Below are 20,687 nucleotides of genomic sequence, written 5' to 3'. Positions count from 1 at the left end.
TAGCAGACCTGATAAGGATCCGAACATGGCAAACGAATCGAAATGCCCGTTCAATCACGCCGCTGGCGGTGGTACGACGAACCGCGACTGGTGGCCGAATCAACTGAATCTGAAAATCCTGCACCAGCACTCGACCCTGTCCGATCCTTTGGACAAGGGCTTCAACTACGCCGATGCGTTCAAAAAACTCGATTTTGCGGCGGTCAAAGCCGATCTGAATGCGCTGATGACCGATTCCCAAGACTGGTGGCCGGCGGACTTCGGTCACTACGGGCCGTTTTTTATCCGCATGGCCTGGCACGCTGCCGGCACTTACCGCACCGGTGATGGCCGTGGCGGTGCCGGTTCCGGCCAGCAACGCTTTGCGCCGCTCAACAGTTGGCCGGACAACGTCAGCCTCGACAAGGCGCGCCGGCTGCTCTGGCCGATCAAGCAAAAGTATGGCCAGAACATTTCCTGGGCCGATCTGATCGTCCTCACCGGCAACGTCGCGCTGGAGTCCATGGGCTTCAAGACCTTCGGCTATTCCGGCGGTCGTCCCGATGTGTGGGAACCGGACGAAGACGTGTACTGGGGTTCTGAAAACAAATGGCTCGGCGGCGACACCCGCTACGGCAAAGAAAACGCCCCCGTGGAAGCACCCGGCGAAGGTCCACTCGTAGCCGAACCGGGAAAAAATGAGGAGAGCCGCACCGACCACGGTCGCAACCTGGAAAACCCATTGGCCGCCGTGCAAATGGGCCTGATCTACGTCAACCCGGAAGGTCCGGAAGGCGAGCCAGACCCGATCAGATCCGCCATAGACATCCGCGAAACCTTCGGCCGCATGGCCATGAATGACGAAGAAACCGTGGCGCTGATCGCCGGCGGCCACGCCTTCGGCAAAACCCACGGCGCCGGCCCTGCCGACAACGTCGGTGCAGAACCCGAAGCTGCGGGCCTGGAAGAACAAGGCTTCGGTTGGAAGAACAGCTTCGGCACCGGCAAAGGCGCCGACACCATCACCAGCGGCCTGGAAGTGACCTGGACCACCACCCCGACCAAGTGGAGCAACAACTACCTGGAAAACCTGTTCGGCTTCGATTGGGAACTGACCAAAAGCCCGGCCGGCGCGCACCAGTGGACACCCAAAAATGGCGGCGGCGCCGGCACCATCCCGGATGCCCACGACCCGTCCAAACGCCGCAACCCAACCATGCTGACCTCGGACCTGGCGCTGCGCTTCGACCCGATCTACGAGCCAATTGCACGGCGCTTCCTGGCCAATCCCGACCAACTCGCCGATGCCTTCGCCCGCGCCTGGTTCAAGCTTATCCACCGCGACATGGGCCCACTCTCACGCTACCTCGGCCCGGAACTGCCCGCCGAAGAACTGCTGTGGCAAGACCCGATCCCTGCGCTCGACCATGCCGTGGTCAACGACAGCGACATCGCCGCACTCAAGGGCAAACTCCTCGCCTCGGGCCTGAGCGTTTCACAACTGGTGTCCACCGCTTGGGCAGCCGCTTCCACCTTCCGTGGCTCCGACAAACGCGGCGGCGCCAACGGTGGACGTCTGCGGCTGGCGCCACAAAAATCCTGGCAAGCCAACCAGCCCGAACAACTGGCGAAGGTGCTGGCGAAACTCGAAAGTATCCAAAGCGAGTTCAACAGCGGCGGCAAGAAAGTCTCCCTGGCCGATCTGATCGTGCTCGCCGGTAACGCCGGCGTCGAACAAGCGGCAAAAAACGCTGGCCACACCGTCACGGTGCCGTTCACCCCAGGACGGATGGACGCCACCCAAGAGCAAACAGACGTGGAATCGTTCGGCTTCCTGGAGCCCATCGCCGACGGCTTCCGCAACTACCTGAAAACCCGCTACCGCGTTCCGGCCGAGCAACTGTTGATCGACAAGGCGCAACTGCTGACCCTCACCGCGCCAGAAATGACCGCGCTGATCGGCGGCCTGCGGGTGCTGAATACCAACATCGGCCAAGCCAAGCACGGCGTCTTCACTCAACGGCCAGAAGCGTTAACCAACGACTTCTTCACCAACCTGCTGGACATGGGCGTTGAGTGGAAACCGACGTCGGAGACCAAGGAGGAATTCGAAGGCCGCGACCGCAAAACCGGCGCGGTGAAATGGATGGCAACCCGGGTCGATCTGGTGTTTGGTTCGAATGCGCAGTTGCGGGCATTGGCGGAAGTCTATGCCAGCAGCGACGCGAAGGAGCGGTTCGTCAAAGACTTCGTGGCCGCGTGGACGAAGGTCACCAACCTCGATCGTTTCGACTTGAAGTAGTTTTTTCGGGAAATGAAAACGCCGCGTTTTTAACGCGGCGTTTTTTTGTGTGTACGGTTTGGGATTGTGGTGGTGCTTAGATTCTACCCCCTCACCCCAGCCCTCTCCCCCAAGGAGGCGAGGGGGAAAGGGAGCAGATCTGTGGGCTTTTCAAACCTGAGTTCGACTTTGGACTTTCGGATCAAGAGTTCGACTCCGGACTTTCAGGTCGGTGTAACTCGACCATCCACCTCGGTCAGTCCCCTCTCCCACTGGGAGAGGGTTAGGGTGAGGTGGATGCTGACGAGTTCGAATGACGCGACCGTAAAACCGGCAGCGTGAAATGGACGGCGACGCGGGTCGATCTGGTGTTCGGTTCCAACGCGCAATTAAGGGCGCTGGCTGAGGTGTATGCCAGTTCGGATGCGAAGGAGCAGTTCGTTAGGGACTTTGTGGCGGCGTGGACGAAGGTCACCAACCTCGATCGTTTCGACTTGAAGTAGTTTTTTCGGGAAATGAAAACGCCGCGTTTTTAACGCGGCGTTTTTTTGTGAGTACGGTTTGGGATTGTTGTGGTGCTTAGATTCCACCCCTCACCCCAGCCCTCTCCCCCAAGGGGGCGAAGGGGAAAAGGATCAGATCTGTGGGCTTCTCAAACCTGAGTTCGACTTTGGACTTTCGGATCAAGAGTTCGACTCCGGACTTTCAGGTCGGTGTAACTCGACCATCCACCTCGGTCAGTCCCCTCTCCCACTGGGAGAGGGTTAGGGTGAGGGCAAGCCCTACCACAAATCTCAAGCCAGGCTCTTGCTGACCACTTCAAACACATCACTGGACAACTGACCCGAACCACGAATCCGCTCCAGCTCACCTTTCATCAACGCCTGACGAGCATCGTCATACTTGCGCCAGCGAGTCAGCGGCGCCAACTGTCGAGAAGCGATCTGCGGATTAAACCCGTTCAACTCAATCACCAAATCAGCGAGGAAGCGATACCCCGAACCATCCGCCGCATGGAAGTTGATCAGGTTCTGCCCGGCAAACGCGCCCACCAAAGCCCGCACCTTGTTCGGGTTCTTCATATTGAACGCCGGATGCTCCATCAACTGACGAACCCGCGCCAAACCACCCGGCAACGTGCTGCCAGCCTGAACGCTGAACCACTGATCCATAACCAGCGGATTGTCCTTGAAGTGTTCGGCGAAACTGGCCAGGGTCGTGGCTTTCTCGTCTTCGAACGACGAGTTGACCAATACTGCCAACGCCGTCAGGCGCTCGGTCATGTTGTCGGCGGTTTCGAACTGTTCCAGCGTCGCCGCCAACACCTCAGGCTTACCGCTGAGCATCAGGTACGACAGCGCAATGTTCTGCAACGCGCGACGAGCGAAATGCTCGGCCTCGGCCACGTATGGGGTTTTCTTCGACAGGTCGCGGTTAGCCTGATAACGCAGCCACAGCGCTTCGAACAAGTTTTCCGCCAGTTGCTTGCGAACGAACTCGCGAGCGGTGTGAATCGCATCGACATCAGCCACTTCGCTGATTTCCGTCAGATAGGCTTCACCCGGCAGCGAAAGCATTTCCGCGACCATGGCCTGATCCAGCGTCTCGTCGGTCAACACAGTGTGCAATGCCGAAATCAGTCGCTGATCCAGTACCAGTTTCTCGCCCTTCTGTTGCTGGGCAATCAGCTCTTGCAGCACCTGCACCGACAACTGCTGACCGGCATCCCAGCGGTTGAAACCGTCGCTGTCGTGCTGCATCAGGAACATCAGTTGATCGCGGTTGTACGGGAAGCTCAATTTAACTGGTGCAGAGAAACCGCGCAGCAGCGAAGGTAACGGCTGCTCGGCGATATCGATGAAAGTGAAAGTCTGCTCAGCTTCAGTCACCGAGATGACCCGCGAAGTGCCTTGTGCCGAAGCTTCGCCAGACAGACGCAGCGCAATGGCCGCACCTTTGGAATCCAGCAGCCCCAATTCCACAGGAATCACGAACGGCAGCTTTTCAACCTTGTCCGGAGTTTGCGGGCAGCTCTGGCGGAAGGTCAGACTGTAGGTTTTCGCAGCCGCGTCGTAAGACTCGCTCACCGCCAGTCGCGGTGTACCCGCCTGGCTGTACCAGCGTTTGAATTGGGTCAGGTCGACACCGTTGGCGTCTTCCATGGCTTTGATAAAGTCGTCGCAGGTCACGGCCTGGCCGTCGTGGCGATCGAAGTACAGGTCGCTGCCTTTACGGAAACCTTCGGCACCGAGCAAGGTGTGGATCATGCCGACCACTTCCGAGCCCTTTTCGTACACGGTCAGGGTGTAGAAGTTGGAAATCTCGATAAAGCTGTCCGGGCGCACGGCGTGAGCCATGGGACCTGCATCTTCAGCGAACTGGTGGGTACGCAGGTATGCCACGTCCTGAATGCGCTTGACCGTGGCCGAGTTCATGTCGGCGGAGAAGCCGGAATCGCGGAACACAGTGAAGCCTTCCTTGAGCGACAACTGGAACCAGTCGCGGCAGGTCACGCGGTTGCCCGACCAGTTGTGGAAGTATTCGTGGGCAACGATCGCCTCGACCCGCTGGTGCGCAGCATCGGTCGCGGTTTCGGCCCGGGCCAGCACGGCGCTGGAGTTGAAGATGTTGAGGCCCTTGTTCTCCATGGCGCCCATGTTGAAGTCGTTCACCGCTACGATCATGAAGATGTCCAGATCGTATTCGCGACCGTAGACCTCTTCGTCCCAGCGCATCGACTTCTTCAGGCTGTTCATCGCGTGCTGGCACTTGTCGATGTTTTCCGGCTCGACGTAGATGCGCAGCGCCACGGTGCGCTCGGTCATGGTGGTGAAGGTGTCTTCGACACACCACAAGTCACCGGCCACCAGCGCGAACAGGTAGGCCGGTTTCTTGAACGGGTCTTCCCAGGTCGCCCAGTGCCGACCGTCTTCGCCAGGGCCGCTGGCAATCGGGTTGCCGTTGGACAGCAGCACCGGATAGCTGTGCTGCTCGGCGACCACGGTGGTGGTGAACGTGCTCATCACGTCCGGGCGGTCGAGGTAATAGGTGATCTTGCGGAAGCCTTCGGCCTCGCACTGGGTGCAGAACATGGTGCCGGATTTGTACAGGCCTTCCAGCGCCGTGTTGGTTTCCGGGTGGATCTTGACACTGGTATCGACTGTGAACGTGGTGCTGGTCGGGTGCAGGGTCAGGTGATTTTCCGTCAACTGGTAGTCGGCAGCAGTCAATTCGCTATCGGCCAGGGTGACCGACAGCAACTCAATCTGCTGGCCGTCCAGTACCAGCGGCGGCAGGCCCGGGCCACGCTCGGGATTGCGGCGCATCACCAGTTGCGCATGGACCAGACTGTGGTCCTCGAACAACTCGAAGGTCAGGTGTGTCTCGTCGATCAGGTACTCGGGCGCCTGATAGTCCTTCAGGTAGATCATCTTCGGTTGTTCGGTGCGCATACTGGAGTCCTTACTGATGCACGGCGAGCTGGTAAGCCGTGTATTTACGAATATTGATCACGCCGGTGTCGAAGATCAGGTATTGGCCTTTGATCCCCAGCAGCGTGCCTTCGGCAATCGGGTTCTTGTCCAGGTTGAAGCTGACGATTTTGGCCGGGTATTGCTCAATTGGATATCGGATCTCGAGGACGTCTACGTCGGCAATAGTCTGGATTGCCTGTAGTCCAAATCGTTCCTGCAAACCTAGTAAACCTTCGGCGCAGCTATCAAACAGCTGATCACGGATTTCCATCAGGTTCACCGGCACAGCATCGCCCTTGAGTAAAGCACGCCAATTGGTCTTGTCAGCTACCTGACTGCGGAACAGGTCTTCGACGAAACCGGACTGCTGACGGGTCGAGACACGCATGATCGGCAAGGCCTGACGGGCGCCCTGGTCGATCCAGCGAGTCGGCATCTGGTTGGCGCGGGTAATCCCGACTTTCACCCCCGACGAGTTGGACAGGTAGACGATGTGATCGGTCATGCAGAACGTCTGGCCCCACTCCGGCTCACGGCAGGTGCCGGCGTCGAAATGGCAACGCTCCGGGCTCATGATGCAGATGTCGCACTGGGCCAGTTTGGTCATGCACGGGTAGCAGTATCCCTGGCTGAAACTGGTTTTGGTCTTGCGTCCGCAATGGGAGCAGAAAATCCCCCCCAGATACTCCAGGCGCACGGTCGTACCGATCATTGGATTGACCGGCACCTCGGTGTCGCCCAGACGAAAAGCGTACTGCACGTTCGGCCCGTCAAGGCGCGCCGACATTTTGCTGATTGCACCGCGGCCAATCTCGATCAATGGATGGCATCCGACTTGAACAGGATGTTCGGCACGCTGATCGACTTCGAGCTGCATTCCTGCGGGCCCATGTAGCCGGTGCGTTCTTCTTCGGGCAGGTTCTGGATTTCCCAGGCGATCATCGCTTGCAGGGACAGTTCGCGCTGCTCGGCGGTGAGTTTGCCACCGTCGGACCATTTGCCGATTTCCACCGCCAGTTTCAGGCTCTGGTAGATATCGGGGGTGATGTTTTTGATCATTTCGTTAAAAGAGGACATGTATGAACACTCTCCAATGAATGTCGTTAGTTTAACGGCGCTGAAGCGGCAAGACACTGCCGGGCATCAGGTCAGCGAGCGGGTCGACGGGCGCGAGGCCCGACGCCCTAGAACTCCCTTGAAAGTTTTACCTGGGTCAGTTCCTTTTCCAGCGCACGCCGGAAAATCTGCGGTGCGGTGAAGGTATAAAGGGCGAACGCCAGCCACACCCAGTCAATCACCTCGGCGGCACCGGGATAGCCCTGTGCGGTGAGGGTGATCACGGTGACGCGATACACCACAAACATCGCCAGCAACAGGATGATCGCGCCGGTCGTACTGCGCTCGGTCATCCAGCTGTTGAACCGCCACCAGAAACCCATGAACACATTGCTGCGCGCCTTCACCGCGGTCAGCAGGCTCAGTGCCGAGACATTGCTGGCGTTTTCCTGCAGGGCCCAGATCGCGTGTTCGCGCGCACCGTTGATATCGCCCTGCCGCAGCAGCAAACGACCCAGCACCACCACGGCCCCGGCATGCCCGGGATCGGCCTGCAGCGCCTGGCGGGCGAAACCTTCCGCCTGCTGCCAATGGCCACAGGCCTGATGATATTCAGCCATCGCCACCAGATTGGCCGGATCGTCAGGCCCCAGCTCCAGGGCTTTTTCCAGCAACGCCTGACTCTGACTCAGGCGCCCGGTCAGTTGGAACAGGTCGGCGAGGCTGCGGTAGTAACGCGGCTCCGTCGGCTCCATGTCGAGCAGTTGCAACAGGTGCTGTTCGGCAGTCTTGAATTGCCGCGAGGCCATGTCGATGTGCGCAGCGGCGTAATGTGCCAGCGGCAACGCCGGGTCCATCGCCAACGCCATCGAGGCTTCGTGGCGCCCGGCATGCAGACGGCGCATGTTGAGCAGACACAGCGCCAGCAATGCGTGGGCTTCAGCACATTCCGGGTCATCGGCCAACAGTTGTCGCAGGCTGTCGATGGCGCCGTCATTGTGGCCGGACTGCAACCGCTGATAAGCCACTTGCAGCAGATAGGAGGTATTCATCAGCTCACCACCAGATACCAAAGGGTCGCCGGCACCAGAGTGACCACGATCCCTTTGAGCAAGAAGGCGCCTGCGAGCGCGACCAGCGGCGCGAAGCGATTGAGCACGCCGCCATAATATTGGTACAGCTCGATGGTCGAGTTCTGCAGGGTGTACAGCACGTAACCGATGCTCAGCTTCCACACCACCAGCACCAGCAAGGCGTACTGAATCTGCGCCTGAGTGCTCAGGTAGCCGTTGTTCAACAAGCTGATCAAGGCCAGCCCGAGGATTACGCTGCCCACGGCACCGACGCCGACCCAGATCCACTCACGCTTGCGCGTTGGGCTGCCCACGGCAATCGAGTTGAGCACGAACCACGGCAAACCCAACCATAGCCCGCCCATCATCAGCGCCAGCAATGGCCAGAACGGCGACACGGCAAACCGTGCCAATCCGCCCGGGCGCGGTTCATCTTCAATGCGGTAAATATTCTGGGTTCCCATCAGCGTCCCTTGCCATGTTTGTCGAGGAAGGCCAGCACCTCATCGTACTGATTGCCTTCATTGGCATAGCGCGCGTAGTTACGCGCGGTGGTTAGCCATTCCAGCGTCGTCGCGCGGACTTCTTTCAACGCCTGCTTGAAGTGGCGATCGCAGATCGGCTGCTCGGCACCTTCGCTGATCGACTCCTCGATGGCTTCATCGGCGGCAGTTTCCACCAGTTCGCTGAGGTCGGCGCCGGAGAATCCCGAGGTGTGTTTGGCGAGGAAGGCGAAATCGATATCCGCCGCCACCGGTCGGCCCTTGACCATCAGTTGCAGCATGTTTTCGCGGGCCGCACGATCCGGTGGCGGCACGAACAGCACGCGATCGAAGCGGCCGGGGCGACGGAACGCCGAATCCACCGACCACGGCACGTTGGTCGCGGCAAGGATCAGCACGCCATGGTTGTCATGGGTGAAGCCGTCCATTTCCGAGAGGAACTGGCTGACCAGTTTCGACGATGTCGACTCACGGGTATTGGAGCGTTTACCGCCCAACGCCTCGACTTCATCGAAGAACATCACCGCCGGTGCCTGCGCCCGCGCCTGCTCGAACAGGGCATGCAGCTTGCGCTCGGACTCGCCGATGTACATGTCCAGCACGTCGGAAATCGCCACGTTGAAGAACTTCGCCTTGCACTCGCCGGCGGTTGCCCGCGCCAGCAAGGTCTTGCCGCAACCCGGCGGCCCGTAGAGCAGCACGCCGCCGCCAACACGCTTGCGGAAGCGCTCGAACAGCCCGGGTTTCTGATACGGCAGGATGATCTTTTTATGGATGGTCTTCTTCAGATCATCCAGACCGCCGATGTCATTGAAGGTCACCGTCTCACTGTCGGGTACCAGCAGCCGGCGCACTTCGGTCTGGTCGGTGTCATCGTTGGAGATCACGCGCAACTTCGGCCGCCCTTCACCGGCGGAAAAATCCACCACCGACACGTTCAAGCGACGCCACAGCGCCATGTCTTCCAGTGCAGGGTTGGCACTGATGGCGGCGCGGTATTCGACCAGCGCTTCCTTGAGGCGATCAAGATCGGCCAGTGCCCGTGCGCGCAACAGTTGCAGATTGGCGCCCTCACCGCTCGCCAGGCTCAAGGCTTTTTCAGCCTGCCCGGCGGCAAGGTACAACTGCGCGGCGATCGGCTTCAGAGCCTCGGCGTCCGGCAGCTGGTGCAGGTCGGCGGGGACCAGTTTGAGGCCGCGCGCGTTGTCACCGCGTTCAAGGCAGGCCTTGAGCACCAGCGTCAGCAACGCGACGTTTCCCGGCGAGGCCAGCAGCGCAGCCTCCAGTTGATCCAGCGTCGTGTCATCCATGGTGAATCCTTGTGACAGCCAGTTGCGAATTGAAATAGCAGAACGAGCAGGCCGCGATCATTGCAGCACCTCCGGCCGTTCGACATCGACCCAGACAAATTTATGCGGGTCGAGATGGGTTTCCTGGTCCAGGCGATAGGCCACGAGCTTGCCGTAAAGCACCGCGCTGTAATCCAGACAAGCGAGGTTCGGCCGGATCGGCGCCGGTTTGCCGCTGCGCCAGTAGTGGCCGACGAACAACAGAGGCTCATCGATGCCGTAACGCAGCAAAGTGTTTTTTTCGCTGGACGACAGTGGCGTACGGGCCACCGGTTCAGGCAAGGCGTCGGGTTGGAACACAATGTCTCCATAGGTTTGCGGGTCGTCTTCCCAGAACTTGGTGCGGAAGAACGAACGCGTCAGGCCATCGCCACTGGTCATGGTCTGGCCATCGGGCAGGCGCATATCGGTGCCGCGCAGCAGGCGATCGAATACGGTGCAGGCGAAACTGCCCGGCACGGCCGAGGCCTGGAGAAAATGCTCATCGACGCAACCATTGGGAAACAGCGCGCGCAACGGCTCGATCAGGCCGGCGTCCCAGCAGGCATGCACGACGCGGAAACGTCCGGCATCGACGAACAAGGGCAACTCGTAGAACCATTGCTGGAAGTCATGCCAGTCGCCGGGATGATCTTCAAATTGCGTCAGGGTTTCCCCCAGCAGCCGGGCGTGGCGCGGGGTGTGCTCACGCACGAAATGCTTGCCGCTGCCGGGCGGTGCCGGAGTGCTCCAGCCCAGCGCGTTGAACTCATGGTTGCCCATGATGCACAGCGCCTGGCCGGCCTCGACCATGCCGTGGACGATGTGCAGCGCTTCGCGAATCCGCGGGCCACGGTCGATGATGTCACCGACGAACACCGCCATACGCGACGGATGCCGCCAGACGCCACCTTGTTTGTGATAACCGAGCCGGTCGAGCAAGTGCTCAAGGGTCAGAGCGCAACCGTGCACGTCACCGATCAGGTCGTAGCCTCGCGCGGGATCGAGCATCAGTCGCCTCCACCACCCAATCGACTGCCCCAACCGAGCTTGGTCCGGCACACTTCGTAGTAGTTGTGGTCGAGGGGGTGAATCAGCCGCAACTTCTGGGCCTTTTTGCTGATGGTGATGGTGTCGCCCGGCGCGCAGGTGAAGTGGTTCTGCCCATCACAGGAGACTTGCGGGTAGATCTGCATATCCTTGGACACGACGATTTTCAGCTCACTGTTGCCATCGACCACAATTGGCCTGCCTGACAAGGTATGGGGGTACATCGGCACAATCACAATAGCGTCGAGCTTGGGATGCATGATCGGCCCGCCTGCCGACAGCGCATAAGCAGTCGAACCAGTCGGTGTGGCGACGATCAGGCCGTCGGCCTTCTGGCTGCAGACGAACTGGCCGTCGATGTACAGCTCGAACTCGATCATTCGCGTCGATTTGCCGGGATGCAGCACCACGTCATTCAGCGCATCGCCCTGGCCAATGGCCTCGGCATGGCGACGGACTTCGGCTTGCAGCAGGAAGCGGTTTTCCACCAGATAGTGGCCGTCGAGCACTTCGGCGACTTTGACTTCCAGCTCATCGGGGCGAATATCGGTCAGGAAACCCAGGCTGCCGCGGTTGATCCCCAGCACCGGAATATTGTGCCGGGCCAGCGCACGAGCGGCGCCTAGCAGGCTGCCGTCACCGCCGACCACAATCACCATGTCACAGACTTCGCCGAGCATCTTGCGCGACGAGGTTTGCAGGCCATGGCCCGGCAGGACTTCGGCGATGGTGTCTTCGAGGATCACGTGCAGGTGACGATCGAGCAGAAACCGTTTCAGTCGGCGGACGGTATCCAGCACCTGCGAACTGCCCAGGCGACCGATGATGCCGATATTACGAAATTGCTCCATGGGGCTCCTGCGAGTTTCTGCGACGGGCTAAAGCGACGATTATGGGCGAAAGCACGGCGTAGACAAAACCCTTTCAGCCATGACTTAAGAGGCTATGCTCGCAGAATGATCTTATTCCCGGACTTGCTCCAGCTACCCCACCAGTTGCGCCACCCTGAAGTGCGCGACCTGGCTTGGGTCATCCTCGCGCCGCCGATGCTCGATGAAGTGCCGTGGCCGCAGCGCCATCCACTGGCCGGCAGCGACTGGGTGCAGGCGCCGGAACGCCTGGAGCACTGGCTGCGGCAACTGGATCGTGACAGTTATGACTTGCTGCACTGGCTGGCGCAGGCCCGGACCCGGCGTCTGGGCCTGTATTACGAACGCCTGTGGCAATACGCCGTGCGCCATGCGCCGGGCATCGAGCTGATCGCCGCCAATTTGCCGATTCGCCGCGAGGGTCACACCTTGGGCGAACTGGACATGCTGCTGCGTGATCGTGACGGCGTGCATCACCTGGAGCTGGCGATCAAACTCTACCTCGGCCCACAGAATGGCGATGGACACGACACCGCCCAGTGGCTCGGCCCCGGTTGTCATGATCGCCTGGACCGTAAACTGGCGCACTTGAGCCAGCATCAATTACCGATATCTGCCCGGCCAGAAAGCCGCGAAGTGCTGGCGGCGCTGGATATTCAGCAGTTCAGTGCGCATTTGTGGCTAGGCGGCTATCTGCTGTACCCGTGGCCGGGGCAGTCCGAGTCGCCGAGTGGCGCGCATCCGCAGCATTTGCGCGGTAGCTGGCTGCATCAGAAGGATTGGGCGGACTTTGTCGTGCAGCGCCCGCCAGGTCGTTGGCAACCCCTGCCCCGCCATGCCTGGCTGGCACCGGCGCACTATCCGGCGGAACAGACCTGGACCACTGAGCAGTTGGATACGTGGATCAGTGAGCTGGAGCCGCTGGCCCCGGCGCAGCTGATGGTGCGGCTGGCCGAGAATGCCAGTGGGGATTGGGAAGAAGCCGAGCGGTTGTTTCTGGTGGCGGATCTTTGGCCGAATGTGCCGGGTAGTGGTTGAGGATTTGTAGTGCCTGGACTGGCCTCTTCGCGAGCAAGCCCGCTCCCACATTGGATTTGTGTACGCCGCAAATCCCCTGTGGGAGCGGGCTTGCTCGCGAATGGGCCGACGCGTTTTAAATGGATAACCGCACAGCCAACGCCGCCAACGTCACCAACAACACCGGCACCGTCAGCACAATCCCGACCTTGAAGTAATAACCCCACCCGATCGTGATGTTCTTGCGCTCCAGCACATGCAACCACAACAAAGTCGCCAAACTGCCAATCGGGGTGATTTTCGGCCCCAGGTCGCTGCCGATGACGTTGGCGTAGATCATCGCTTCCTTGACCACGCCCGTGGCCTGACTGGCATCAATCGAGAGCAGGCCGATCAGCACCGTTGGCAAGTTGTTCATGATCGATGACAACAACGCCGTCAGCACGCCAGTGCCCATGGCCGCGCCCCAGACACCGTAACCGGCAAAGCCGTTCAGCCAACCGGCCAGGTAGTCGGTGAGCCCGGCATTACGCAGGCCATAGACCACCAAGTACATGCCCAGGGAGAAAATCACGATCTGCCACGGCGCTTCTTTCATCACCTTGCGCGTGGAAATCTTGTGGCCGCGAGCAGCAATGCCCAGCAGCAACGCAGCGCAGACGGCGGAAATCGCGCTGATCGGAATGCCCAGCGGCTCCAGGGCGAAGCAGCCAACCAGCAAAATCACCAACACCACCCAACCGGCATAAAACGTGGCTTTGTCGTGGATCGCCGTGGCCGGGTCGTCCAGTTGCTCTGGGTCGTAAGCCTTGGGAATGTCCTTGCGAAAGAACCACATCAACATACCCAGCGTGGCGGCGACGCTGACGAAGTTGACCGGGATCATCACCGCCGCATAACGGTTGAAGCTGATATGAAAGAAGTCGGCAGAAACGATGTTCACCAGGTTCGACACCACCAACGGCAAGCTCGCGGTGTCGGCGATGAAACCGGCACCCATTACGAAGGCCAGGGTCGCAGCGGGCGAAAACCGCAATGCCAGCAGCATGGAAATCACGATTGGCGTGAGGATCAACGCCGCACCGTCATTGGCAAACAACGCCGACACCAGCGCCCCGAGCAACACCATGAACGCGAAGAGTTTGCGCCCATTGCCCTTGCCCCAGCGCGCCACGTGCAACGCCGCCCAGGCAAAGAACCCCGCCTCGTCCAGCAGCAAACTGATGATGATCAGCGCAACGAAGGTACCGGTGGCGTTCCAGATGATCTGCCAGACCAGCGGGATGTCACTCAGGTGCACCACCCCGAAGAGCAGCGCCAGAATCGCGCCAAACACCGCGCTCCAACCAACGCCCAGGCCCTTGGGTTGCCAGATCACCAGGGTGATGGTCAGCAGGAAAATCAGTGTCGCAGCCAGCATCCGCAACAGCCTTGTTCAATAGAGTTCTTCAGGAAACGCATCTTACCCGTGGCGAGGGGATTTATCCCCGTCGGGTTGCGAAGCGACCCCCTGCGATCAATAACCATACCGACATCACAGGTTGACGACTGCTACGCAACCCAACAGGGATAAATCCCCTAGCCACAAGGTGTATCAGCCCAATTTATTTTTTGTGTTGCTCGACGAACTGTCCGTAAGCATTGATAAAGCTTTGCAGGAAAGGTTTCACCGTATCGCTCAACTTGCCTGATTCATCAAATGCTGTCCCGGCACCACTGAGGTAGGCTTCTGGCTGCTGCATACACGGCACATTGAGAAACACCATCGACTGACGCAGATGATGATTGGCGCCAAAACCGCCAATGGCGCCCGGCGAAGCGCTGATCACTGCACCCGGCTTGCCATTCCAGGCACTTTTGCCATATGGACGCGAACCCACGTCAATCGCGTTCTTCATCGGTGCCGGCACCGAACGGTTGTATTCAGGGGTCACAAACAGCACTGCGTCGGATGAGCTCACTTGTTGTCGGAAAGTGCTGTAGGCTGCCGGCGGTGAAGCACCATCGATGTCTTCGTTGTAGAGTGGCAAGTCGCCAATTTCGACGATGTTCAGTTTCAGATTGGCAGGCGCCAGATCAGCCAGGGCCAGCGCGACCTTGCGATTGATCGATTCTTTTCTCAAGCTGCCGACTATGACGGCGATCGTGTAGACGTTGCTCATGGAAGGTTCTCGACTATCGATGGAAAGAGCCTGTAGTTATAGATGACGATTCATTCAGCGGGCGAGCGAAAATCGCCGCCCCTGACTATTTTTTTCCTGTAGGAAAACTTACCTCGCCCAACCACGGTCTACTGAGCCGCAAATTGAGTGATTTATCTCCAGAGGTTCTAAGCAGATGGCAGCAGTACTCGTCGGTCAGTTCCATGCAAGAGACGCGGAAGGCCGCGTTTATTCCGTGCATGAGTTCCAGGAATCCACCCCGTCGGCAGACGGTGTCGAAGGCACGGAGCCTGTCACCACCTACAAACTGGCCATCGGCGATCGCATGAAGAAGCTCGATGACAACCGGTTCCAGTTGATCCAGTCGGATATCACCCTCACTCGCGAACCGGACACTTATGTCGGCAGCCTGCCGGAAACCACCGTTGCCTCATAACCCTGTGTTATGAGCAGAAGTCATATGCGCGCACTTGAGTTAGGATTCAGACACTGACTCCCTCACCTGCTGAACATGGACTTCATGCATGCGTTTACGTCATATCGAAGTGATCCAGGCGCTCTTGCAGACCGGTCACCTGGGCACCGCCGCCGAATGGCTGCAGTTGCCCGTGACCGAGGTCGAAGGGATTTTGCGTGACGCCGAGGGTCAGTTGGGCTTCATGCTGTTCTCCAGCGTGCGCGGTCGCTTGCAGGCCACGCGCGAGGCGCGGGAGTTGCAGGTCGAGATCGCTCATGTCTATGAAGCTCTCGAACCGGTGCAACGCCTGGCCAACAGCCTCAAGCAATATTTGGCGCCACCGCTGCGCATCATCGGCACCCCGCCGCTGACTCAACAGTTATTGCCTCACAGCATCGCGGCCCTGCGCCGACGCTTTCCCGATGCACCCTGCACCCTCCTCAACCAACCCACCCGCGAGATTGTCCGCAGCCTGCTGTTGCGCGAAAGCGATTTGGGCCTGAGCCTGCATGACCCCGATCACGCCGACATCGATTGCCAAGTGATTGCCCAGGGCAAACTTCAGCTGCTGGCGCCTCATGGCTGGCTGCAACCCAAGCAGAAGTATGTGTCGGTGCAAGACCTGGCCGGCCAGGCGATGGTGGGTCTCGACGGCCATGATCCGTTGAGCCCGGCGCTGGAAATCAAGCTGCAAGCACTACGCCCGGCGCTGATGATCCAAACGCGAGTCCAGACCCATCAGATGATGCGCAGCATGGTCGAAGCCGGCGAAGGCCTGGCCATCGTCGACCCCTTCACCGCCCTCGGGGCCAAATCGTCCGGGCTGGATGTTTGCCCGCTGGCGCCGGCCGTGCCGATCAGCCTCTACGCCCTGACCTTGAAAAACGCCGAGCCCTCGCCCGCCGTTCAGGCCTTGCTGGCGATCATCACGGAACAAGCCGTGGCGATGCTGGCGAACTGATCGGATTTTCCAGCGGATTATCGAACAGCCGATACCAGAACAACGCCACTTCGGCGGTGTTCGGGTCGATGCCGCGATAGCGCAGATGATCGATCCCGCCAATCACAAAACCACAGCGCTCATAGAGCCGGCAGGCGCCCAGGTTGTTGTTTTGGGTTTCGAGCATGATGCCCGGCAGTTTCTTCTTGCGACTCCAGAACTGCGCCACATCCAGCAGCGACTTGGCCACGCCGTGACGACGGGCTGGCGCATGCACCGCCAGTTCGTCGATGTGGGCAAAGCCGTTCCAGTTGGTGCTGACCACCAGGTGGCCCACCGGCTCGTCATCCAGATAAGCCATGAAAATCGCACTGTCGGCGGCATCGCGGAAACTGCTGAACTCCTCGGGATCAATTCCGTAGCACTTTCGATAAGGGGTGATCGGCGTTACCGGCCACTGCGCCACCGGTTTACCGATTTCGGCGGCACCGTAGGCGGCGACTTCAAAACTGAAGTCGCTGCCCCAGATGTAGGCCGCAAAACCATCGTCGGCAACGCGCACCGACAGCCCTGGGTATTTCGGATTCATGACCGGTTGCATACTGGGAAAGGTCCTCATTCCTTGATGCAATCGACGGTGTAGTGCCGCCCATTGCCCTCATCTTCGTGTTGCAATCCGTGCACATCGGCGACAAACCCGGGGAAGCTGCTGTCGAAGGTACGGGCGAATGCAAGGTAATCAATGATCGATCGAGTCGATTCGGTGAAGCGCTCGCCAGGCATGATCAACGGAATCCCCGGCGGGTACGGCACCAGCATCACGGCAGCAATTCGCCCATTCAGGGCATCGATCGACACCGCCTCAACCTCACCTCGCACCAATTGATCATAGGCGTCGGCGGGCTTCATGGCGATTTCCGGCAGCACGGTATACATGCGCTTCAGGTGTTTGGCCGTGGCATTGCTGCGGTAGCAGGCGTGCAGTTGATCGCACAGGTCGCGCAGGCCCATGCCCTGATAACGCGCAAGATTTTCCTGAGTGACACAGGGCAGGCAGGTGCCAAGGCTGACGTTGGCGTCGTAACTGCGCTTGAACTCCAGCAACTCGGTCAGCAGCGTGCTCCATTTGCCCTTGGTGATGCCCATGGAGAACAGCACCAAAAACGAATACAACCCCGTCTTCTCGACCACCAATCCGCGTTCCCAAAGGAATTTACTGACCACTGCCGCCGGAATCCCGCGTTCACTCAAGGCGCCGCCGGCAGTCAGGCCGGGCATGACCAGCGTGACCTTGATCGGGTCGAGCAGCACGTAGTCATCCGTCACGCCGCCGAAGCCGTGCCAGTCAGCGTCGGGTTGCAACAGCCAGTCTTCGGTAACGACCTGAGTGATCCCTTCCACCGACGGCGGCTGCCAGATGGAAAACCACCAATCATCCGCCGCAATGTGCTGACGCAGATTGGCCAGTGCGCGGCGAAAACTCAGGGCTTCATCGAACATTTCCTGCAGCAGCGAACGCCCGGCCGGGCCTTCCATCATCGCCGAAGCCACGTCCAGCGACGCGATGATGCTGTACTGCGGCGAGGTGGAGATGTGCATCATGAACGCTTCGTTGAAACGGTCGCGATCCAGTTGCCGTGCACCGCCGTCCTGCACGTGGATCATCGACGCCTGACTGAACGCCGCCAGCAGTTTGTGCGTGGAATGGGTGGTGAACACCAGCGGGCTGTCCTCACTGCGCGACGTGCCCATGCCGTAACGGCCGGCGAAGAACTCGTGAAACGCCGCGTAGGCATACCAAGCCTCGTCGAAGTGCAAGACCTCGACGCTATTGCCCAGGCTCTGCTTGATCAACTCGGCGTTGTAGCACAAGCCGTCGTAGGTCGAATTGGTCACCACCGCCAACTTGACCTTGGGCGCACGGCCCTTGGTCAGCGGGCTGGCATCTATCTTGGCCTGGATTGATTCGCGGCTGAATTCGCTGAGCGGAATCGGGCCGATGATCCCAAGTTCATTGCGCTCCGGGCACAAGTACAACGGGATGGCGCCGGTCATGATGATCGAGTGCAAGACCGATTTGTGGCAATTGCGATCCACCAGCACCAGATCATCCCGGGCAACCATGGAGTGCCAGACGATCTTGTTCGCCGTCGAGGTGCCATTGATCACGAAAAAGGTGTGATCGGCGCCGAAATTGCGCGCAGCTCGGGCCTCGGCTTCAGCCAGTGGGCCGGTGTGATCGAGCAGCGAACCAAGCTCCGGCACGGACACCGACAAATCGGAACGCAGGGTGTTTTCCCCGAAAAACTGGTGGAACGCCTGCCCCACCGGGCTCTTGTGATACGCCACGCCACCGCCATGGCCCGGAGTGTGCCAGGAATAGTTGGAATCGGCGGTGTGCTGCACCAAGGCCTTGAAGAACGGTGGCAGCAGACCATCCAGGTACTTGCGCGCCGCCCGGGCCACCTGACGGGCGAGGAACGGCACGGTGTCTTCGAACAGATACAGAATGCCGCGTAGCTGATTGAGCTCGGCCATGGCGTCAGCCGGGGCGTTTTCCAGGGTGACCTGCTCGCCGAGAGCGAAGATCGGCAGGTCCGGCGCTCGCACCCGCGCCAGACCGATCAGCTCGGCCATGTTGTGCAAGAGATGGGAGTTGGTGCTGGCGTCTTCGGCGGCGATCAACATGCACGAGAGGCCGTGATGGGTCGAGGCGACCAGCCGCCCTTCGGTGTAATCCACCGCACTGAGAATGCTGAAGCCTTCCTGTTCCAGCTCCCGTGCGATGCCACGCACGCGGTCACCGGCAACGGTGTCGGCCTTGATGTCGCGATGGACGATCAAGACCGGGAATTTCAAATCTTTATACATGGGGCTCAGTGTCCTGAGGCGGCGGGGTTGAATCCGCCAATGCACTCAGGGTAGAGGGTTGTAGCGAAAGTGGCGAGGGTGGCCACTTGGCTTCATGCCGCCAAAAGCAAAAGATCGTCCGATCGCGGCCCGAGCCTCCGGCAGCTCCTACATTAGAGGGTGTACACCCTGTAGGAGCTGCCGGAGGCTGCGATCTTTTGACTTTTCAGGCTTGAGCGTCAGCCTCGGCAATCTGCGTCCACATCGCCGGCCCACCGGCAGACTTGGCAATAATCTCCAACCGCACCAGATGCGCTGCCAATTCATCTTCGCTAGCGCGGATGATCCGGGTTGGCTGGCGATCGGCAGGCAGGCGGCGAATCTCGGTGGCGGAGTTGTCCGCGCCCTCACCCGAACCATTACCGTCAGACGCATTACCCGCCAGGGACAGGCTGGTCTGGCCGCCGGTCATGGTCAGGTAAACGTCGGCGAGAATCTCGGAGTCGAGCAACGCGCCGTGCAGTTCGCGGCCGGAGTTGTCGACGCCGTAGCGTTTGCACAATGCGTCGAGGCTGTTGCGCTGCCCCGGGTGACGTTCCCGGGCCATCATCAGGGTGTCGAGGATCGAGCAGTGCTGCGTGATGTCAGCGCGATCTTGCTGACCCATCAGCGCGAATTCGTTGTTGATGAAGCCAACGTCGAACGCCGCGTTATGGATGATCAGCTGCGCACCCTTGATGAATTCGAAGAACTCATCGGCCACTTCAGCGAAACGCGGCTTGCCCACCAGGAATTCGTTGGTGATGCCGTGGACGCCGATGGCGCCTTCATCACTCTCGCGGTCCGGTTGCAGGTAAACGTGAAAATGCCGGCCCGTGAGACGCCGACCGATCAACTCGACACAACCGATTTCGACAATACGATGGCCGTCGGTCACCGGCATGCCGGTGGTTTCGGTATCGAGTACAACGGATCTGGTGGCCATCAGTGCTCAGCTCTCAACGGGTCAATCGTGCAAAAACGCGGATGTTAACACGCCCGACTGGGGGTTTCAGTCAGACCGTATCGCGCCCTTCGCGAGCAGGCTCGCTCCCACAGGAAATTGCATTCCAATGTGGGAGCGAGCCTGCTCGCGAAGGGCCACAACTCGATGCATCAGAAAGAATCAGGTTTGTTTGTAACCACGCACATCATCCACACCACGGTTGGCCAACTGGTCGGCCCGTTCGTTGCCGTGGTGGCCGATGTGGCCGCGGACCCACTTCCAGGTCACGTTGTGGCGGTTGACCTGTTCGTCCAGCAGTTTCCACAGGTCGGCATTTTTAACCGGTTCCTTGGCAGCCGTTTTCCAGCCACGCTTCTTCCAGTTATCCATCCACTCGTTGATGCCTTTCATCACGTACTGGGAGTCCGTTACCAGCAGCACGTCGCAGGAACGCTTGAGTTCTTCCAGGCCTTTGATCGCGCCCATCAGTTCCATGCGATTGTTGGTGGTGTTGGCTTCGCCGCCCCAGAGTTCCTTTTCGACGCCCTTGCACACCAGCAGTGCGCCCCAGCCGCCGGGGCCAGGGTTGCCTTTGCAGGCGCCATCAGTGAACAGTTCTACGCTATCGCTCATGCCAATCTATCCAGAAAATGCGGTGGCTCGC

At 59.8% G+C, this 20,687-nt stretch carries 18 protein-coding genes and 1 pseudogene; 5 read left to right on the top strand and 14 right to left on the bottom strand.

Features of this window, described 5'->3' with window-relative positions:
• Positions 1-25: 25 nt before the first annotated feature.
• Both katG and JFT87_RS16060 read left to right on the top strand, forming a co-directional pair.
• A complete protein-coding gene (gene katG / locus JFT87_RS16065; protein WP_201202728.1) occupies positions 26-2,281 on the top strand; it encodes a catalase/peroxidase HPI in 2,256 nt (751 codons plus the stop codon).
• Between the two features lie 296 nt (positions 2,282-2,577).
• Positions 2,578-2,763, top strand: a pseudogene (locus tag JFT87_RS16060) (hypothetical protein); the annotation flags it as partial.
• A 291-nt stretch (positions 2,764-3,054) separates the two neighbouring features.
• Here JFT87_RS16060 and pepN read toward each other — a convergent pair.
• The 8 genes from pepN to JFT87_RS16020 form a co-directional block, all read right to left on the bottom strand.
• Positions 3,055-5,712 carry an aminopeptidase N gene (gene pepN, locus JFT87_RS16055; RefSeq protein WP_201202727.1) on the bottom strand — a complete coding sequence of 886 codons (2,658 nt, stop codon included), beginning with the start codon at positions 5,710-5,712 and terminating at the stop codon, positions 3,055-3,057.
• Positions 5,713-5,722: 10 nt separating this feature from the next.
• Entirely contained in the window at positions 5,723-6,553 is an 831-nt protein-coding gene (locus JFT87_RS16050) for a DUF2797 domain-containing protein (RefSeq protein ID WP_201202726.1), read from the bottom strand.
• Positions 6,550-6,810, bottom strand: coding sequence for a YeaC family protein (locus JFT87_RS16045; protein WP_133836178.1), 261 nt, complete (start codon positions 6,808-6,810; stop codon positions 6,550-6,552). Before JFT87_RS16045 ends, JFT87_RS16050 begins: the two co-directional genes overlap by 4 nt.
• Positions 6,811-6,917: 107 nt before the next feature.
• Positions 6,918-7,841 carry a tetratricopeptide repeat protein gene (locus tag JFT87_RS16040; protein ID WP_201202725.1) on the bottom strand — a complete coding sequence of 308 codons (924 nt, stop codon included), beginning with the start codon at positions 7,839-7,841 and terminating at the stop codon, positions 6,918-6,920.
• Positions 7,841-8,326 (bottom strand): hypothetical protein, encoded by a 486-nt coding sequence (locus JFT87_RS16035; RefSeq protein ID WP_201202723.1) that lies wholly within the window; start codon positions 8,324-8,326, stop codon positions 7,841-7,843. Before JFT87_RS16035 ends, JFT87_RS16040 begins: the two co-directional genes overlap by 1 nt.
• Positions 8,326-9,675, bottom strand: a complete 1,350-nt coding sequence (locus tag JFT87_RS16030) for an ATP-binding protein (protein ID WP_201202721.1) — start codon at positions 9,673-9,675, stop codon at positions 8,326-8,328. Before JFT87_RS16030 ends, JFT87_RS16035 begins: the two co-directional genes overlap by 1 nt.
• Positions 9,676-9,732: 57 nt before the next feature.
• Complete coding sequence (locus JFT87_RS16025; protein WP_446739736.1) at positions 9,733-10,707, bottom strand: metallophosphoesterase; 975 nt, start codon at positions 10,705-10,707, stop codon at positions 9,733-9,735.
• Positions 10,704-11,594 carry an NAD(+) kinase gene (locus JFT87_RS16020; protein WP_010459816.1) on the bottom strand — a complete coding sequence of 297 codons (891 nt, stop codon included), beginning with the start codon at positions 11,592-11,594 and terminating at the stop codon, positions 10,704-10,706. Before JFT87_RS16020 ends, JFT87_RS16025 begins: the two co-directional genes overlap by 4 nt.
• Before the next feature lie 105 nt (positions 11,595-11,699).
• Here JFT87_RS16020 and JFT87_RS16015 point away from each other — a divergent pair, with 105 nt between their 5' ends.
• Positions 11,700-12,650 (top strand): DUF1853 family protein, encoded by a 951-nt coding sequence (locus JFT87_RS16015; RefSeq protein WP_201202716.1) that lies wholly within the window; start codon positions 11,700-11,702, stop codon positions 12,648-12,650.
• 115 nt (positions 12,651-12,765) lie between these two features.
• Here the strand turns inward: JFT87_RS16015 and JFT87_RS16010 are convergent, their stop codons facing one another.
• Both JFT87_RS16010 and JFT87_RS16005 read right to left on the bottom strand, forming a co-directional pair.
• Entirely contained in the window at positions 12,766-14,049 is a 1,284-nt protein-coding gene (locus tag JFT87_RS16010) for an arsenic transporter (protein WP_201202715.1), read from the bottom strand.
• A 184-nt stretch (positions 14,050-14,233) separates the two neighbouring features.
• Positions 14,234-14,791 carry an NADPH-dependent FMN reductase gene (locus tag JFT87_RS16005; RefSeq protein WP_201202713.1) on the bottom strand — a complete coding sequence of 186 codons (558 nt, stop codon included), beginning with the start codon at positions 14,789-14,791 and terminating at the stop codon, positions 14,234-14,236.
• Positions 14,792-14,966: 175 nt separating this feature from the next.
• Here JFT87_RS16005 and JFT87_RS16000 point away from each other — a divergent pair, with 175 nt between their 5' ends.
• Together JFT87_RS16000 and JFT87_RS15995 are read left to right on the top strand one after the other, a co-directional pair.
• Positions 14,967-15,227, top strand: a complete 261-nt coding sequence (locus JFT87_RS16000) for a hypothetical protein (RefSeq protein ID WP_201197430.1) — start codon at positions 14,967-14,969, stop codon at positions 15,225-15,227.
• 88 nt (positions 15,228-15,315) lie between these two features.
• The gene (locus tag JFT87_RS15995) at positions 15,316-16,209 is read left to right on the top strand and encodes a LysR substrate-binding domain-containing protein (protein ID WP_201197429.1); all 894 of its coding nucleotides are present in this window, start codon (positions 15,316-15,318) and stop codon (positions 16,207-16,209) included.
• Here JFT87_RS15995 and JFT87_RS15990 read toward each other — a convergent pair.
• From JFT87_RS15990 to rnhA, 4 genes are all read right to left on the bottom strand, one after another.
• Positions 16,175-16,789: a GNAT family N-acetyltransferase gene (locus JFT87_RS15990; RefSeq protein ID WP_201202706.1), complete on the bottom strand. Its 615-nt coding sequence runs from the start codon at positions 16,787-16,789 to the stop codon at positions 16,175-16,177. The two genes, JFT87_RS15995 and JFT87_RS15990, sit on opposite strands and share 35 nt — an antisense overlap.
• A 14-nt stretch (positions 16,790-16,803) precedes the next feature.
• Positions 16,804-19,059 carry an Orn/Lys/Arg family decarboxylase gene (locus tag JFT87_RS15985; protein WP_201202694.1) on the bottom strand — a complete coding sequence of 752 codons (2,256 nt, stop codon included), beginning with the start codon at positions 19,057-19,059 and terminating at the stop codon, positions 16,804-16,806.
• 205 nt (positions 19,060-19,264) lie between these two features.
• Positions 19,265-20,023, bottom strand: coding sequence for a DNA polymerase III subunit epsilon (gene dnaQ / locus JFT87_RS15980; RefSeq protein ID WP_201202692.1), 759 nt, complete (start codon positions 20,021-20,023; stop codon positions 19,265-19,267).
• A 180-nt stretch (positions 20,024-20,203) separates the two neighbouring features.
• A complete protein-coding gene (rnhA, locus tag JFT87_RS15975) occupies positions 20,204-20,656 on the bottom strand; it encodes a ribonuclease HI (protein ID WP_201202684.1) in 453 nt (150 codons plus the stop codon).
• Between the last annotated feature and the right edge of the window lie 31 nt (positions 20,657-20,687).

The organism is Pseudomonas sp. TH15, assembly GCF_016651105.1.
Classification (GTDB): Bacteria; Pseudomonadota; Gammaproteobacteria; order Pseudomonadales; family Pseudomonadaceae; genus Aquipseudomonas.
This window is presented reverse-complemented; position numbering and strand designations above follow the sequence as displayed.